This window comes from Microbacterium sp. Y355 (genome assembly GCF_059445345.1).
Window position 1 is genome coordinate 2,707,470 of the sequence record NZ_JCAIUD010000001.1, and the last position, 16,725, is coordinate 2,724,194.

The 16,725-nt window shown below is 64.0% G+C and carries 13 protein-coding genes; 8 read left to right on the plus strand and 5 right to left on the minus strand.

Annotation, left to right across the window (positions count from 1 at the left end; all coding sequences use genetic code 11):
• Positions 1 to 91 precede the first annotated feature (91 nt).
• From AC1C2O_RS13045 to AC1C2O_RS13060, 4 genes are all read left to right on the plus strand, one after another.
• Entirely contained in the window at positions 92 to 1,015 is a 924-nt protein-coding gene (locus AC1C2O_RS13045) for a ParA family protein (protein WP_495430864.1), read from the plus strand.
• On the plus strand, positions 1,015 to 1,992 hold the full coding sequence (locus tag AC1C2O_RS13050; RefSeq protein ID WP_495430865.1) for a ParB/RepB/Spo0J family partition protein: 978 nt from the start codon (positions 1,015 to 1,017) through the stop codon (positions 1,990 to 1,992). Before AC1C2O_RS13045 ends, AC1C2O_RS13050 begins: the two co-directional genes overlap by 1 nt.
• 67 nt (positions 1,993 to 2,059) lie before the next feature.
• Entirely contained in the window at positions 2,060 to 3,502 is a 1,443-nt protein-coding gene (locus tag AC1C2O_RS13055) for a sugar porter family MFS transporter (RefSeq protein ID WP_495430866.1), read from the plus strand.
• A 9-nt stretch (positions 3,503 to 3,511) separates the two neighbouring features.
• Positions 3,512 to 3,847 (plus strand): tryptophan synthase subunit alpha, encoded by a 336-nt coding sequence (locus AC1C2O_RS13060; protein WP_495430867.1) that lies wholly within the window; start codon positions 3,512 to 3,514, stop codon positions 3,845 to 3,847.
• Between the two features lie 96 nt (positions 3,848 to 3,943).
• On the opposite strand, the gene trxA is transcribed toward AC1C2O_RS13060, so the two are convergent.
• The 4 genes from trxA to AC1C2O_RS13080 all read right to left on the minus strand — a co-directional run bounded on the left by trxA (position 3,944) and on the right by AC1C2O_RS13080 (position 9,125).
• Positions 3,944 to 4,267 carry a thioredoxin gene (gene trxA, locus AC1C2O_RS13065; RefSeq protein ID WP_495430868.1) on the minus strand — a complete coding sequence of 108 codons (324 nt, stop codon included), beginning with the start codon at positions 4,265 to 4,267 and terminating at the stop codon, positions 3,944 to 3,946.
• Positions 4,268 to 4,326: 59 nt separating this feature from the next.
• Positions 4,327 to 5,277, minus strand: coding sequence for a thioredoxin-disulfide reductase (gene trxB / locus AC1C2O_RS13070; RefSeq protein ID WP_495430869.1), 951 nt, complete (start codon positions 5,275 to 5,277; stop codon positions 4,327 to 4,329).
• A 91-nt stretch (positions 5,278 to 5,368) separates the two neighbouring features.
• Positions 5,369 to 6,982 carry a murein biosynthesis integral membrane protein MurJ gene (gene murJ, locus AC1C2O_RS13075; protein ID WP_495430870.1) on the minus strand — a complete coding sequence of 538 codons (1,614 nt, stop codon included), beginning with the start codon at positions 6,980 to 6,982 and terminating at the stop codon, positions 5,369 to 5,371.
• Positions 6,975 to 9,125, minus strand: coding sequence for a DUF6049 family protein (locus AC1C2O_RS13080; RefSeq protein ID WP_495430871.1), 2,151 nt, complete (start codon positions 9,123 to 9,125; stop codon positions 6,975 to 6,977). The genes murJ and AC1C2O_RS13080 overlap by 8 nt, the downstream gene beginning before the upstream one ends.
• Positions 9,126 to 9,223: 98 nt before the next feature.
• On the opposite strand from AC1C2O_RS13080, the gene AC1C2O_RS13085 reads away from it, so the two are divergent.
• Complete coding sequence (locus AC1C2O_RS13085) at positions 9,224 to 10,735, plus strand: class I SAM-dependent methyltransferase (RefSeq protein ID WP_495430872.1); 1,512 nt, start codon at positions 9,224 to 9,226, stop codon at positions 10,733 to 10,735.
• 179 nt (positions 10,736 to 10,914) lie between these two features.
• A complete protein-coding gene (locus tag AC1C2O_RS13090; protein ID WP_495430873.1) occupies positions 10,915 to 11,967 on the plus strand; it encodes an LLM class flavin-dependent oxidoreductase in 1,053 nt (350 codons plus the stop codon).
• Between the two features lie 13 nt (positions 11,968 to 11,980).
• On the opposite strand, the gene AC1C2O_RS13095 is transcribed toward AC1C2O_RS13090, so the two are convergent.
• Complete coding sequence (locus tag AC1C2O_RS13095) at positions 11,981 to 13,738, minus strand: alkaline phosphatase family protein (protein ID WP_495430874.1); 1,758 nt, start codon at positions 13,736 to 13,738, stop codon at positions 11,981 to 11,983.
• 81 nt (positions 13,739 to 13,819) lie between these two features.
• Between AC1C2O_RS13095 and AC1C2O_RS13100 the strand changes: the two genes are divergently transcribed.
• Positions 13,820 to 15,247 (plus strand): CCA tRNA nucleotidyltransferase, encoded by a 1,428-nt coding sequence (locus AC1C2O_RS13100; RefSeq protein ID WP_495430875.1) that lies wholly within the window; start codon positions 13,820 to 13,822, stop codon positions 15,245 to 15,247.
• Positions 15,248 to 15,501: 254 nt separating this feature from the next.
• The gene (locus tag AC1C2O_RS13105) at positions 15,502 to 16,677 is read left to right on the plus strand and encodes an AfsR/SARP family transcriptional regulator (protein ID WP_495430876.1); all 1,176 of its coding nucleotides are present in this window, start codon (positions 15,502 to 15,504) and stop codon (positions 16,675 to 16,677) included.
• The last annotated feature ends 48 nt before the right edge of the window (positions 16,678 to 16,725 follow it).

Genomic DNA, 16,725 nt, shown 5'->3' on the forward strand with positions numbered 1-16,725 from the left:
GGGAAGCCCGAGTCTCAGTAGCTAGAAACCACAACTGTCCGGAACGTCTGACGCAGCGATTAGAGTGGAATACGGCCCTCGAAAGGAGTGGATGTTTCACGTGAAACAGTCCGAAAAGGTAACACCGAACAGTACTTTCGGGGTAGATACGCCACTGGCGCGAGAAATCGCCGATTTGAGCGCTCGTCGTCGCCGATTGGAAACTACCTCAATCGAATTCAGTGGCGAGACGCGTGTCATGACAGTGTCGAACCAGAAGGGTGGCGTCGGTAAGACCACCTCGGCAGTGAACACGGCATCCGCTCTTGTGGCTCTAGGTGCGAAGGTGTTGGTGATCGACCTTGACCCACAGGGAAACGCATCCACCGCACTCGGGGTGCCGCACAACGCAGATACTCCCAGCGTCTACGACGTGCTGATTGAAGATGTTCCGCTCGCAGACATCATCCAGCAGAGCCCGGAATCCGAGAACCTGCTTTGCGCGCCGAGCACGATTCACCTCGCCGGCGCCGAGATTGAACTGGTCTCCCAGGTGGCTCGCGAACATCGGCTACGCAACGCACTGGACGTGTACCTCCGAGAGAGTGCTCTCGACTTCGTCATCATCGACTGCCCTCCGTCGCTCGGTCTTCTGACGATCAACGCCTTCACCGCGGCATCTGAGGTTTTCATCCCGATCCAGTGCGAGTATTACGCGCTCGAGGGACTGAGTCAGCTTCTGGGCAGCATCCAGATGATTCAGAAGCACCTCAACCCTGATCTTCACCTCTCCACGATTCTGCTCACGATGTACGACGGACGCACCCGTCTTGCTCAGCAGGTTGCCGACGAGGTGCGCAACCATTTCCCCGATCAGGTGCTGAAGACGATGATTCCGCGTTCAGTACGTGTATCTGAGGCACCAAGTTTTGGTCAGACGGTGATCGCTTACGACGGAAACTCCGCTGGTGCGATTGCATACCGCGAGGCCGCTGTCGAAATCGCGTCCCAGAAGACGCAGAGCAAGGAGAACTGATGGCCAAGCGCACTGGATTGGGTCGAGGAATCGGCGCACTCATCCCCACGGCGGATCAGTCCGAGCGTCCGGTTGATGTGTTCTTCCCCGGTGCCTCACTTCGCCCGAAGGCGGATGCGGGCAGCTCTGACGTCTCTGCAGCGGTCACGGGGGCGCCCGACCTCGAGGTAGTTCCCGGCATTCATCTGATTCAGATCGACCCGAACAAGATCGTTCCCAACCCGCGTCAGCCGCGCACGCATTTCAGCACCGATGATCTTGACGAGCTTGTGCACAGCGTGCGTGAGTTCGGTGTCCTGCAGCCGGTGATTGTTCGCAAGAACTCCGATGGTGACTACGAGCTGGTCATGGGGGAGCGCCGCACGCGCGCCGCACGCGAGGCTGGTCTAGATGCGATCCCCGCGATCGTCCGCGAGACCGCAGACGAAGACATGCTTCGTGACGCGCTGCTGGAGAACCTGCACCGCTCGGAACTGAACCCGTTGGAAGAAGCGTCCGCCTACCAGCAGCTGCTCGAAGACTTCGGGATCACACAGGAGCAACTGGCGACGCGCATCGGCCGTTCTCGCCCGCAGATCAGCAACACGATCCGCCTGCTGAAGCTGCCTGTTCCAGTGCAGCAGCGTGTTGCCGCGGGTGTCCTCACCGCTGGCCACGCTCGTGCCCTTCTCTCCCTCGATGACTCCGCCGCGATGCAGAAGCTCGCCGACAAGGTAGTCAACGAAGACCTCTCAGTGCGGGCCACTGAAGAAGCTGCGAAATCCTTCCCGAGCACCGGCACGAAGAAGGTCAAGGCGCAGCCCGGTGCCCGCCGTGCCTACCTCGACGAGGTGTCCGGCAAGCTCGGCGACCGCCTGAACACTCGTGTGAAGATCACGTTGGGTGCAAGAAAAGGCCAGGTCGCAATCGAATTCGCGTCGATTCAGGATCTCAATCGCATCCTGGCTGAGCTGGGCGAAGAGCAGTACGGATCCTGAACTTCTGAACTCTCGCTCGCCTTGTGGTGGGCGTGACTCTTAGAGTGGGCACAACAGGGGAGACAACATGGCAGATAAGAAGAGTCCGGCCGCACGACTCAACGGTCGGGTCATCGGGATCAGCATTGCCGCAGCACTCGGCGGATTCCTGTTCGGCTTCGACACGGCCGTGATCAACGGCGCGGTCACCGCTCTCGCCGGAGCATTCTCGCTCGGACCTGGGCTACAGGGCTTCGCCGTGTCTTCCGCACTGATCGGTTGTGCCGTTGGCGCGTGGTTCGCGGGAAGTTTGGCGAACAAGTTGGGCCGTATCCCGGTGATGGTGATCGCGGCCATCTTGTTCTTCATCTCGGCCATCGGCTCAGGCTTCGCGTTCGGGGTCATCGACTTGATCGTCTGGCGTGTGATCGGCGGACTCGGCGTGGGGGCGGCATCCGTGATCGCGCCGGCCTATATCGCGGAGGTCTCGCCGGCGAAGATTCGCGGGCGTCTCGGTTCTCTCCAACAGCTCGCAATCGTGACTGGTATCTTCACGGCCCTGCTCTCCAACGCCCTGCTGGCCAATATCGCCGGCTCCGCGTCATCCATTCTGTGGTTCGGCATCGAAGCGTGGCGCTGGATGTTTATGGTCGAGGCGATTCCCGCCGTGGTTTACGGGCTCATGGCCCTCCGACTTCCGGAGTCTCCTCGATTCCTGGTGGCGCGGGGACAGCTCGACAAGGCTTCGCAGGTTCTCTACGATTTCAGCGGCGAGACTGACGTAAATCTCAAGATCGAGGAGATCCGCGCCACATTGAACGTCGAGCAGAAGGAGTCGTTGCGCGACCTGCGCGGCGACAAGTTCGGGCTGAAGCCCATCGTCTGGGTCGGCATTCTGCTCAGCGTCTTTCAGCAGTTCGTCGGCATCAACGTGATCTTCTACTACTCGACCACGCTGTGGCTGTCGGTGGGATTCGACGAGTCTCAGGCCCTGATGACCTCCGTCATCACATCGGTCACGAACATCGTCGTCACGATCATCGCGATCATGCTGGTCGACAAGGTTGGCCGGCGCCCGATGCTGCTCACAGGCTCCATCGGCATGGCCGTGACCTTGGGCATGATGGCTGTGGCCTTCTCGTTCGGCACACTGCAGGATGGCAACGTCGTGCTGCCCGAGCCGTGGTCGCTGATTGCGCTCGTCTGCGCCAACGGATTCGTGGTGTTCTTCGGTGCTACCTGGGGCCCACTGGTTTGGGTGCTGCTGGGGGAGATGTTCCCGAACAGTATTCGTGCCGGCGCGCTAGCGGTGGCTGCGGCCGCCCAGTGGGTGGCGAACTTCTTCATCTCGACGACATTCCCGGCGTTCGCTGAGATCGGGCTCACTTTCGCCTACGGTTTCTACGCGTTCTTCGCGATCGTGTCGTTCTTCTTCGTGTACTTCCAGGTGCCAGAGACGAAGGGTCGAGAACTCGAGACGATGACGGATGTTGTGAACCTTCCGCGCCGAGGCGGGCATAAGCGCGCGTAGGCTTAAGGCATGTCAGAAGCTGTCCCGCGTCGCGCGAGTTTGGAAGTTCTACGCGCAGAGGCGTCTGACGAACTTGCAGTGCTCGTGCAGGAGCGACTGTTGGGCGGCGAGGATCCTTGGGATTTCATGGAAGAACTCCCCAGCGTCGATGAGTTGGTCGTTTACCTCTTGCGCGCCGATAACATCGCCGCGAATGACGGTGTTCGGCCCAACGCTGCCCGCAATTACCGCGTGATGCGACAGATCGCGTTGGAGTATCCGGAGCTGACGCCAGCCGTCTGGGGACTGCTCGGCGAGAAGACGCGCCATCGCAAGTGGGACACCACGGTCGCTGACGTGTCCTGACGCGCACTAGCGCCCAGAGCACCCCGCGAAACAACAAAACCACGCCGAAACAACACGTCTAAGACGTCGTTTCGGCGTGGTTTTGTAGTTTCAGGGTCAGGCGAGGAACGCGGCGAGATCCTTCTCGAGCGCGGGCTTCGGCTTGGCGCCGATGATAGTCGCCTTGACCTCTCCACCGTGGAAGACCTTCATCGCCGGAATCGACGTGATCTGGTACTTCATGGCAAGTTCGGGGTTCTCGTCAACGTTGAGCTTGACGATGGTGATCTTGTCGGCGTTCTCAGCCTGGATCTGATCGAGCACCGGTGCGACCATGCGACACGGACCACACCACTCAGCCCAGAAGTCAACCAGAACGGGGCCTTCGGCCTGAAGTACATCCTGGTCGAAGGTCGCCTGGCTCGTTACCTTTGCAGTCATCAGTTTCTCCTTCAATAGAGGTTCACCCGCTACAACAGCGAGTGAAAGGATTGTGTTCCCTAGACGGATGCCCCGACCGGGGCGGTGTCCTCAAGGGCAGCAATGTAGTGCTCGGCGTCAAGGGCAGCAACGGTGCCGGTCCCGGCGGCGGTGATGGCCTGACGGTAGGTCGGGTCGATAACATCGCCGGCGGCGAAGACACCAGGTGTCGACGTGCGCGATGAGCGGCCGTCGACCCAGATCGTTCCCTCGGTTGTGAGCTCGAGCTTCTCGTGCACCAGGTGTGTACGCGGGTCGTTGCCGATCGCGACGAACAGACCATCAAGCGCGAGATCTGAGACCGTGCCGTCGACGGTGTTGCGCAACTTCACGCCTGCGACGCTGTCAGCACCGGTGACCTCGGTGACCTCGCTGTTCCAGATGAACTCGATCTTCTCGTTCGCGAACGCGCGATCCTGCATGATCTTCGATGCCCGCAGCGTGTCCTTGCGGTGAATGATGTAGACCTTGTCCGCGAAGCGCGTGAGGAAGGTCGCCTCTTCCATCGCCGAGTCGCCACCGCCGACGACGGCGATGGTCTTCTGGCGGAAGAAGAAGCCGTCGCAGGTTGCGCACCACGAGACGCCGTACCCGGAGAGACGCTCCTCGCCCTCGACGCCAATCTTGCGGTACGCCGAACCCGTCGCGTAGATCAGCGACTGGGTCTCGTGCACAGTCCCACTGCCGAGTGTGATCGTCTTGATGGGGCCATCCAGATCCAGCTCGGTGACGTCGTCATAGACGACCTCGGTGCCGAACTTCTCCGCCTGCTCCTGGAACTTCGTCATGAGCTCTGGTCCCTGGATTCCCTCAGGGAAGCCCGGGTAGTTCTCGACCTCGGTGGTGTTCATCAGCTCGCCACCGACCTCGACGGAGCTAGCGATGAGCAACGGCTCGAGGTTCGCGCGCGCCGCATAGATCGCGGCGGTGAATCCGGCGGGGCCGGAGCCAATGATGATGACCTTGCGCATGTGCTCTCTCTCTTTGCCTGGGCAGGACGCTCCATTGCTTCAACCAATGGTAGCCGTGCGTCATTCCCTGGCCTGAGAGCCGCGCTGCACGTCAGCGTCCGGGCAGGAAGCGCTTCAGCAGGTCAGCGCCCACCTTGAGCTCCGGTGCCCGCATCAGCGCAAGTAGCGCCACGTAGACGACAACCACGACAAGGCCGATGATGCAGGTGCCGATGGCTCCCAGGAGCTGGCTCTGCATCGTCCACCCGCTGGTGCCGCCGAGCAGGATGAACGCGCCCCATCCGGCGAAACCCGCCGGCACGGCGGCGAGGGCGAAACGACCGATTGCCGTCATCCAGGACCGGACCTGCAGCCCACCAATCTTCCGATGCAGCAGCCAGATGGCGAGGAATGTCTGCAGCGTGCTGGCGATGGACTGACCGAGCGCCACGCACGCCGCCAGGAGCGTCACTGGAATGACGTCGATTGAGTACAGGTAAGACGCGAGCAGGGCCGTCACAACGACGAGAGAGGCCTGAAAGATCGTGAACCAGAAGGGTGTGCGGGTGTCGTCGTAGGCATAAAAGGTGCGCTGCACGATGAAAAGGATCGTCAGCGGCAGCAGACCAATCAGATACGCCACCAGAACTGGAGCGGCGGCGAAGGCCTCGATCGGTGTCTTGGTGAACACCCGGGTGGCCGGAAGGGTTGCCGCGGCGACAGCCGCAATGGCGGCCATGATGAAGAAGACAAGGGTGCGGATGCTACGGCTGATGTCCGCGCGCACCTCGTCGTGACGCCCCGCCGAGGCGTGCTCGCTGATCTGCGTGAAGTACGGAGTCCCGATCGACAGCACGATGACGGAGTAAGGGAGCATAAACACCAGCCATGCGTTCGCCATGACGGTGGATGACGCGCCGGTGCCGGATGCTGCGGTCGCGATATTGCTCTGGAGGAAGCCGGCAGCGATGCCAGCGCCAGCCATCAGCAGCGTCCAGCCAGCGAGGCGGCCGACCGTGCCGAGACCGGCTCCGCGCCAGCGAAAGTCTGGACGAAGTGAGACTCCGGCACGCCGCCAGAAGATGAGCAACACGAGGGCCTGAAGGACGATGCCAGCCGTGGCGGTGCCTCCTAGGACGGCAATCATCTCCGGTGTCCAGGCGGATGCGCGGGTCGGGATGTTGCCGAACAGCAGACCGAGAGCGAGGAAACCCGCGATTGACACGACGTTGTTGATGACCGGCGCCCACGTGAACGGGCCGAAGACCCGGCGTGCGTTCAACGTTTCGCCGAGTAGGGCGTAGATGCCGTAGAAGAGGATCTGTGGCAGGCACCAGTACGCGAATGCGGTCGCGAGGGCGCGCAGCTCCTGCTGCTTCTCTGAAGTGGCGAGCCAAACCAGGCCGGGGGCGGCGATCATCGCGATGACCGTGCAAATCAGGAGCACGACGACACCGACGGTGAACAGCTTCGAGATGAACGCGCTACCGCCGTCGCGATGCGTCGTCGCCTTGACGATCTGAGGAACGATCACGGCGGTGAGGACGCCGACCGAGATCAGCTGGAAGACACTGTTGGGCAGCTGGTTCGCGACCGTGAAAGCATCCGCTGCTTGAGATATTGATCCGAGCACACCAACGAGAACGATGCTGCGCAGCAACCCGGTTACACGCGAAACCATGGTGCCGGCCGCGATGACGGCGCTGGCGCGCCCGAGGCTACTCACCGGTCACCTCTTCTGTCGAGCCGCCCGAATCTTCTGAATCCGTATCCTCCGCAGCAGCCTTCCGACGCCGCACCACGGTGCGCACCACGCCGAGCACGAGCAGCAGACCGATGATCCCACCGAGGATGCCGAGGCCGATGTTCTCCCATTCGGCGCGGACCGTCACCTTCGCCGTCTGGTCGACACCGATGGGCACGCCGGTAGGCGAGCTGAGGCTGAAGTTCACTTCGAGCTCGCCGCTTCCCACTCGCGCCTCGACCGGCACCTTGACACGTTCGTTGCTCGCGGGCTGCGCCACGAAGTCCTTCGTGGGCTGCACATCGAGGCGGGCATCCGAAGGCGTAGACGTGAGTCGCACATTCACAGGCCACGGCAGATCGTTGCGCACCCACACCGGCAGCGGAGCCGCTGACGTGAACAGCTGGATGGGGCTTGGCTGCTGCACGCCCACTGCATTGAGTGTGGTGCTGGTCTCCACTTGATGCGCACTGGCATCCTCTGCATAGCTGTCGGATGCCCCGACGCCGATCAGGCGGAGGATCTGTAGGCGCTCAGGCGAGCGGAGCACGAGCGGGTCGTCGAGGATTGACGAGAACGCGGCCAGGTGCGCCTCGTCGGCAAGCAGTGCGCTCAGGGCCGTCACGCGCTCTGCCGAGGACTCCACGGCGAGCGTGGCGGATGCCGGTGCCGTGGCCCGAAGCGCATCGAGGTCGATCGGGTCGGCGATCGCGCCGAGCGAAAGGACCGTTTCACGCAGAGCATCGGCCGTGCGCGTCTCGTCACGCTCGAGGCCGACGAGTAGGGGCGTTTGCGCACCGGCGAAAGCGAGCTGGGCGAGACCCTCCGCGATCTCGCGTTCGCGGAGACCGGCATCCTCCTCGGCGGCGGCATCCGATAGTGCGGCGGAGGCCGTGGCATCCATCACCAGCACATCGCTGCCATCGATCTCGACAACAGCGCCGGTAGCTGCAGCGATGGATGACGACGGCAGGACCGTCGTGAGATCGCTGTCGAAGTACGTGCTGAAAGTGGCGAGGTCGGCGGTGTTCACGTCTCCGAGGGGCCAGAGGATGCCGGATTCCTCAGCGCGAATCGCGGTCAGTTCCTCATCGGTCGGAAGGGTCGGGACGGACGGCGTCGATGTCGGGGACGGCGATGGTGATGGCGATGGTGAGGCGGTGCCGTCACTCTCGACGAAGTTCGCCACGTCGAGGTAAGACGTGAACGGCAGGGGAGTGAGCAGCTCCGGCAGCTCGGCCTGCGCCTGAACGGTGGCGTCTGCATCGCCGTACTGCAGCGCGAAGCGCTCATTGGAGAGTGTCTCAAGCCGGGCCAGCCACTCAGTCGCGGTCAGAGGTGCCGCAGAGCCGAGCACACGTATGGCGGCGGGAATCAGGGGGTCGACGGCGAGCACAGCCGTGGTACCGGCGATGCCGTTCAGCTGCGCGGTGAGGGCGCCGTCGGGTGCGGTGAGTGTCGTGAGCTCGTCGGCCGTGAGTAGGGCGCCGTTCGCGGGCGTCGCCGTGATCGGCACCATGACGGTCACCTGCGTGGCCGTGCCCGCGGTGACGATAAGCACGCTGCTCGCGGTGAAGTTGCTGGCTGCCGGGGTGTCGGTGTCGGGCCCCTCGTCGGCGCCGGGCGCATTGCCAGTGGTGCCGTCATCGAAGGTCACTCGAAGCGGATAGACGCCATCAGTCAGCTCTCCGAGCGCGGTCACGGGGGTGAAGACTGACATCGTGGACGACTCGGATGACCCGACGGCCGTGGAGATCTCGCTGCTGAGCGGGACGAATGTGCCGTCGGATTCGTCGGCATCGAGCCACGCCGCAACCGCCGCGCTGTCGATGAGCGGCGTGCGGTTGAGCTCAACGGTGACGCGCCCTGCAGGGAGCTCATCATCGCTGCCGTTGTCGATCGTGACGCTCGTTGTCAGAGGGGCACCCGGTTGGATCACGCCATGCAGCCCCGCCGAGAGCGAGAGCTCGACGGTGCCGGGATCCGCGTCTTCGACGGCGGCTGTCGCCGGCGAGGCGACAAAGAACTGCGGTGCAGCCAAGAGGCCGGCGGCGAGTGAGAACGCGACGAAACCGCGTGCACAGCGCTTCGCGCGCGCACGACTGCCGGTTCGGGGGCTGATCAACGTCTCTGGTCTTCCTCGGGTGCCGTGGCGGCCAGCCCGTGAGTTGTGACCTCGTAATTCTAGGCGGGTGGCATCAGGGAACCCTGAAGGCGCGTAGAGTGACGGCCGTGTCCGACGCTCTCCCGCCTACGCCCGATCCGTTCCTCGTCGCCGCGCTGTCGGCCGATCTCGATGCCGCAGATTTCCGCTCAGAGCCGCTGCGACGACTGTGGGGAGAGGAAGCAGACGACGCCATCGGACGCGGCGTGCGCGAACCGCTGCTGCGCGCGATCCAAGGTGACGATGGCGCCCTCGCCACGCTCGGTCGATTCTTCGTGCTTGGGATGCCGCAGCCGAGTGCGCTCATCGCATCAGCGCTGCCCCGGCTCGGTGTGGACGGCCTGGTCGGGCTCGGATTCGCCACGGTTTCCGGCACGGATGCTGCGCCAGCGGTGCTCTTGCATCCGCAGTCCTTCGTCGATGCTGACGGTGTAGGGGAGTGGTGGATCGCGAGCGATCTCGATGAACTTGCTCTCGGCGCAGCGCTGCCGGCGGATCATGTGCTCGGTGTGGGCGGGGCATCGCGCACGCTGGCCGAGCTGATCATCCCGAATCCAGTTGCGCGTGCGCTCGACCTCGGCACCGGATGCGGCATCCAGGCGCTGCTGGTCGCACGTCATGCCGGCGAAGTGGTCGCGACAGACATCTCCGCGCGGGCGCTCGCTTTTGCTGAGCTCAACGCACGCCTGAACGGCGTGAGCAACATCACGTTCCGCCAAGGGAGCATGTTCGAGCCGGTCGCCGGTGAGGCATTCGACCTGATCGTCTCCAATCCGCCGTTCGTCATTACTCCGCGCGTCGAGGGCGTGACCGCGTACGAATACCGCGATGGGGGGTTGATCGGCGATGCGCTCGTTGAGCAGTTCCTGCGCGAAGTGCCGGCCCACCTCACACCCGGCGGGGTGGCTCAACTGCTGGGAAACTGGGAGTCGCGCGCCACCGCAGGTCTTGAGCGCGTGGAGTCGTGGGTGGACGACGTCCTTGACGTGTGGGTTGTTGAGCGCGAAGAGCTCACGCCCCTCTCTTATGCGGAGTTGTGGATCCGCGACGGTGGCACCACCCCGCGCGAAGCGGCTTTCGGACGGATGCTGGAGGCCTGGCTCGATGACTTCGCGGCACGTGGAGTCACCGCGATCGGCTTCGGGTACGTGCTGTTGCGGCGTGCACCCGCCGGGCAGGACGTGCTCCGCCGCTTTGAGAGGGTGTCCCAGCCGCTGTCTGCACCGGGGCGTGCGCTCCGCGATGGTCTAGCTGCGCACGATGTGCTCGGCGGCGGCATCCCATCGACCCTGATCACGGCGCCGGACGTCACCGAGGCCCGACACTTTATGCCGGGAAACGATGATCCGAGTGTGATCGAGTTGCGTCAGGGCGGCGGGTTCGGCCGCACGGTCTCGGTCGATCCTGCGTTGGCCGGTTTCGTCGGTGCATGCGATGGAGAGCTGACAGTCACGCAGATTGTGGCAGCGCTGGCCGACCTGTTCGAGGTGCCGCTGGTGGCGCTGTGGCAGGATCTCGAGCCGCGCATCCGTCAGCTCGTGCTGGACGGGTTCCTCGTCGCTGGGGACTGAACCACCTCGCCTCACACCGTTGGGCGGATTTCGCAGTCTTGGGCGGAGGAATCTCCCGGTTCGGTCCGCCTATCAGTGCGTTCTCCTCCCGAACGGATGCCGTAGGCACGCCGGATCGACGCGGCAAGCTCGGCCGATACGCAGGGAATAACACAGCATCCATGCGGTTGAATACGAACATGAAGGCTTTCGGATTCCTCTCCTTCGGGCACTATGCGCCCGTACCCGGATCGGGCACGCGTACCGCCGGCGACATGCTGCACCAGACAATCGATCTCACGGTCGGCGCCGACGAGATCGGCGTGAATGGCGCGTACGTGCGGGTGCACCACTTCGCACGCCAGGCTGCGTCTCCCATGCCGTTGCTCGCGGCGATGGCGGCGAAGACTGAGCGGATCGAGGTCGGAACCGGCGTCATCGACATGCGGTACGAGAACCCGCTGCAGTTCGCTGAGGAAGCAGCCGCACTCGACCTCATCGCCCGCGGTCGCATCGCGCTCGGCGTGAGTCGCGGTTCACCCGAGACCGCGCTGCGCGGCTACGAAGCATTCGGCTACGCAGGCAGCGAGGATCCCCGCGGAGGCGACCTCGCTCGCGACAAGTTCGACCTGTTTCTCGAGGCGATCGACGGTGCGGGTGTCGTGCAGGGCGACCCACAGCAGGTCGGCGAAGGACGGTACCTGGCGATCGAACCGCGCTCCGAGACGCTGCGCGAGCACATTTGGTGGGGCTCGGGGTCTCGAGCCACCGCAGAAGAGACCGGACGCAAGGGTTTGAATCTGATGAGCTCGACGCTGCTCACCGAGGCGACCGGGGTGCCGTTCGACCAGCTGCAGCGCGAACAGATCGACCTGTATCGGGCCGCCTACAAGGCAGCCGGCCACACCGGCACGCCCCGCGTCTCAGTGAGCCGGAGCGTCTTCCCGCTTATGAATGACCGAGATCGAGGCTATTTCGGCCTGCGCAACGCCGAAAACGGCGACCAGATCGGCGTCATCGATGGCTTCCGCTCGACGTTCGGTAAGACGTATGCCGCAGAGCCGGATGTGCTGATCGAACAGCTCCTCGCCGACGAAGCCGTGATGGCCGCAGACACACTGATGCTCACCATCCCGAACCAGCTCGGTGTGGACTACAACCTGCACGTGCTGGAGTCATTCGCGAAGCATGTCGCTCCGGCGCTGGGCTGGAAGCCGAACACCGAGGGGCCGGTGCAGGGCGACCCCGTTTGATCCGAGGAAGGCGTCAGCTGGGCGAGCCGAACAACCCCTTGCCGTGTTTCTGCAGCAGGTTGTACGCGTCCTCGTAGGTTTGTGGTTCTTTCTCCTTGCCCGTCCCGTACCGCGCGAGGAGAAGGCCCAGCAGCCCGTTCGCCGGCGGCGTGAGCGGCTTGTCCTTGCTCGCGTGCGCCGGATGCGGCGGTGTCGCCTCCGGATTTGGCGGCGTGAATCCGGGGATGGTCACGGGCCAGTCGGCTGGGTGGCGGGGCTCATCCAGGTTGATCACCGAGAACATGTCATTGGCGGTGTCGTCACGGTCGGTGAGCGGGGCGAGCCCATGCTGACGGTTCAGTGTGGCGATCACTGATCCGTGGTGCATCTCGTCGTGGACGATCGTTCCGCGGCGCGTGTATGCCGACACGGCGATCGCCGGGACGCGGCATCCGAGACGATCGAAGGTGAATCCCATCTCGCCGGGGCCGTCCGTCGACTTCGGCGGCGTCGCCGCGGGCGGGGGCACATGGTCGTAGCATCCGCCATGTTCGTCGAAGGTGATCAGCAGCAGGGTGTTCACCGCGTTGGAACCCTTGTCCGATGAGCTGGTGCGGATCGCGTCGTAGATCTCGTGGACGAGCTCGTCCCCGGCACGGACGTCCGACAGCGCACTGTCGACGACCTCCTCACCCTGGAACTCGCTCTCGCGCAGGTGGCCGAACGGCGGGTGGAAGTCGTTGTGGTTGTAGACCATGCGCGGCTCGATGAATGCGTATGCCGGGAGGGTGCCGTTCTTCACATCGGCGTAGAAGTCCTCCATGGTGCCGAAGTGCTCTGTGCGCCAAAACTTCTCGAGCACGGGTGCATGCAGCACACCGGTGAACGAGACCATCTGCAGCTTGTCGAAGTAGACCTTCCAGCTGAGCCCGGCATCTTCAAGTCGGTTGAAGACTGTGGGTGCTTTCGGGGCATCCAACCACTTGTCATAACCGCCGCCGTGCTTGTTCGTGACGAACCCGTGCGACGTGGAGGCATGGAAGAAAGAGCGGTTGCAGAACGTCTGCGAGGGCACGGCGGCGTACCAGTTGTCGTACACCGCGAACTCTCGGGCGAGCGTCGACAGCGTCGGCAGCATCTTCGGCGAGAACGAGCCCATGATGTGCTTCGTCTCGTCGAGCGTCGGCTCCTTCCCCTTCTTGAGGCGTCGGAAGTTCACGACGTAGTCATTGATGAACCCGGACATCGTCGGCTGCTCGCCGTTCTGAGGCGTGTTGTATGGCGCCTTCATCTGCTCCACGAAGAGTCGGTCGTTGCCAGCCGGTTCGATCGTGTTGAAGATCTGCGTGTTGACGTGCGGGAACTCCTCGCCCGGATCCGGGTTCGGGTACCCCATGATCTTGTCCGTCTCGCCCTCGTAGACGTGGGCCGGAACCTCGGTGCCGTCGGGCGCCGTGTTGCTGTAGTCGCCGAACGCGAGGCCGTCGAAGCTCGCACCATCCGGCAAGTCGTCTGCGGAGTAAAGGTAGCCGAGCAGATTGTCGAAGGAGCGGTTCTCGCCCATCACCACGACGAGATGGTCGAACCCAGGCGCGTGCCGAGGGGAGAGGGCGCTGAACTCGGCCGTGCCGTCGGCGAACCCGTCCCGGCGGCCGATCGCCGCACCGATCGCGGCGCCCGCGCCGCCACCGACCACGGCTCCGGCGAGAGCGGCACCGCCCACCTTGAAGAATCCGCGCCGCGACGTCCTTCGGTCTGCGGGACGGGTGGGCTCAGCGTCATCGTGGGGCACACGCTGATCCTATTGCGCGGGTGGAACCGTGCTCAGTGCCCATGCGAAACGTCGATGAATCCGGCCGGTATTCTGGAACCCATGCTGAATATGGCCGAAGGACTCGCGCGCCTGAGCGCACTGGCCGAAGGCCCGATCGTCGCTGTAGTGGCCCGCGCCTTCCAAGAAGCCGGCTTCGAGCTCGCTGTCGTCGGCGGGCCGGTGCGCGATGCGCTGCTTGGGCGCTCCACGCATGATCTTGACTTCACTACGAACGCCTCACCCGACGAGATTCTGAAAATCGTCACGCCGATCTCGACCACCCAGTGGGATATCGGTCGGGCGTTCGGCACGATCGGCGCTCGCGTGCAGGGCGAGCAGGTAGAGATCACGACCTATCGCGCCGACAGCTATGACGGCGTGACGCGCAAGCCGACCGTCGAGTTCGGTGACACGATCGACGGCGACCTCGTGCGTCGCGATTTCCGGGTCAACGCGATGGCATTGCTCGTGCCCGAGATCAAGCTGGTTGACCCGACCGGCGGCGTGGAAGATCTCGTCGCCGGCATCCTGCGCACTCCGATCGACCCGAACGTGAGCTTCGGCGACGACCCGCTCCGTATGCTGCGTGCCGCCCGCTTCAGCGCGCAACTCGGATTCGATATCGACCCCGAGACCAGCGATGCGATCTCGCGACTGCGTGAAACGCTGAAGATCGTCAGCCCTGAGCGCATCCAGAGCGAGCTGGTGCGCCTCATGCAGACCGACGACCCAGTGCGCGGCATCCGCGTCTTGGTCGACACCGGGCTCGTTGAGGAGTTCATGCCCGAGGTCAGCGCGCTGCGCCTCGAGGTCGATGAGCACCACCACCACAAGGATGTCTACGAGCATTCACTCACCGTGCTGCAGCAGGCGATCGAGCTTGAGCACACCCGTCAGCCCGGCGAGGCCCCTGATGTGGCTCTGCGCCTCGCCGCCCTGCTGCACGACATCGGCAAGCCCCGCACTCGCAAGCTCGAGTCCGGCGGGGTCGTCACCTTCCACCACCACGATGTGGTCGGCTCTCGGATGGCGCGCAAGCGCCTGCAGTCGCTGCGGTTCGATGGTGACACCACGGATGCCGTCGCCACCCTGATCGAGCTGCATCTGCGCTTCTTCGGCTATGCCGAGGGCGCGTGGACGGATGCCGCGGTGCGCCGCTACGTGCGCGACGCAGGCGCTCTGCTGGAGCGCCTGCACATCCTCACCCGTGCGGATGTCACTACGCGCAATCGACGCAAGGCATCTCGTCTCGCCGGGGCGTACGACGACCTCGAGAAGCGCATCGCCGACCTGCGTGAACAGGAAGAGCTCGACTCGATGCGTCCAGAGCTCGACGGCAATCAGATCCAGGGCATCCTGGGCATCAAGCCTGGGCGCGAGGTCGGTGAGGCTTACAAGTTCCTGCTTGAACTTCGCCTGGATGATGGCGTGCTCGGCCCCGATGTTGTAGAGCAGCGCCTGCGCGAGTGGTGGGCAGCGCGCGGCTGATCGCAGATTTCGTCAAGTCCGCATTTCGCGGGAAGTGCTGACACGCAGGTGCCGGACTCATACACTGGTGCCACATTCCCTCACTGTCGATTGGGGGCCAGTTGCCGTCGTCATGGTCGTCATCACGTGATGCTTCTCCTGAAGCCTCTCGCCTCATCATCGAGCGTGCACACGAAGAGCTCATCGCCGGCAACCTGGGCGATCGGCGGCTCGAGCAGGTGCGTCCCCTCGTAAGGGAGTCCTGGGAGAGATCCTTGCGACAGCGCGTCGGCGCGGAAGGTCTCCCTCCGCTCGCGCTCGTTGCAGAAGAGCTCGAACGCTATCGTCTCGAGCATCCGCTCGCCGATGTGATGTCGATGATCCGTGGTCTGCTACTGCCAGGTGACCCCGCAGAATCCGGGGTGATGGTGGCTGTGGGTGATCATGCCGGACGGCTGCTCTGGGTCGAGGGAGATCTGCAACAGCGCGTACTCACCGGTGAGATGGGCCTGGTCGCAGGGGCGAACTGGTCTGAAGACGCCACCGGCACCTCAGCGCCTGGCACGGCGCTCGCGCTCGGGCAATCGGTGCAGATACACCAGGCTGAGCATTACAACCGCCTGATGCACCCGTGGTCATGCACGGCAGCTCCGGTGTTCGATCCGGAAAGCAGGAAGATTCTCGGGGTCATCGACGTCACCGGCGGACCGGAGGTCGCGACGCACCAAGCGCGCCTGCTTGTGGATGCCACAGCGAGGGCCGTCGAGTCTGAACTGCTCGTGGCGCGATTGCGCGCACGCAGTGCCGCTCCTCTCGTCACGCCCCGCAAGTCCAGGCGCACCGCGACGCCGACGCGTGCGACGCTGCGGGTGCTGGGCCGGGATCGTGCGCGCCTGGAAGTGTGCGACGAGCAGTCAGAGTCGGTCGTCGAGCTCACGGCTCGGCACGCCGAGATTCTGCTCATGCTGGCGATCCACCGGCAGGGGGTGTCCGCCGATCGACTCGCCGAACTCGTCTACGGCGAAGGAGCATCCCCAGACACGCTGCGGCCCGAGATAGTGCGACTGCGCAAGGTGCTGCAGCGGATCGCTCCCGAATTGGTGCCAGAATCGCGCCCCTACCGACTCACCGTGCCACTGGAGACCGACGCACAGAACATGCTGTCGCTCCTCGATCGCGGCGCGCACCGCGTCGCCCTGACCGCGTATCGAGGGCCGGTGCTGCCGGAGTCGATGGCCCCTGGTATTGAGGATTTCCGCGACACCGTGCGCGCGGCCCTGAGAGAGGCGATGCTCACGGAGGCCAGTGTCGATGTGCTGCTCGCCTACGCCGAAATCCCCGAGGGTACAGAGGATGAAGAGATACTTCGGCTGTGTCTCGAGATGCTCCCTGGGCGATCGCCGCGACGCGCGGGGCTCGTGAGCCGGATCGAGAAGCTCGATCGGGACTGACCGCAATCGAACGCAACGTTGCGCACTGTCATGCAACGTATGGCGGTC

Coding starts and splice junctions, on each gene's coding strand:
- AC1C2O_RS13045 (WP_495430864.1), top strand. CDS start 92: ATGTTTCACGTGAAACAGTCCGAAAAGGTAACACCGAACAGTACTTTC.
- AC1C2O_RS13050 (WP_495430865.1), top strand. CDS start 1,015: ATGGCCAAGCGCACTGGATTGGGTCGAGGAATCGGCGCACTCATCCCC.
- AC1C2O_RS13055 (WP_495430866.1), top strand. CDS start 2,060: ATGGCAGATAAGAAGAGTCCGGCCGCACGACTCAACGGTCGGGTCATC.
- AC1C2O_RS13060 (WP_495430867.1), top strand. CDS start 3,512: ATGTCAGAAGCTGTCCCGCGTCGCGCGAGTTTGGAAGTTCTACGCGCA.
- trxA (WP_495430868.1), bottom strand. CDS start 4,267: ATGACTGCAAAGGTAACGAGCCAGGCGACCTTCGACCAGGATGTACTT.
- trxB (WP_495430869.1), bottom strand. CDS start 5,277: ATGCGCAAGGTCATCATCATTGGCTCCGGCCCCGCCGGATTCACCGCC.
- AC1C2O_RS13090 (WP_495430873.1), top strand. CDS start 10,915: ATGAAGGCTTTCGGATTCCTCTCCTTCGGGCACTATGCGCCCGTACCC.
- AC1C2O_RS13100 (WP_495430875.1), top strand. CDS start 13,820: ATGCTGAATATGGCCGAAGGACTCGCGCGCCTGAGCGCACTGGCCGAA.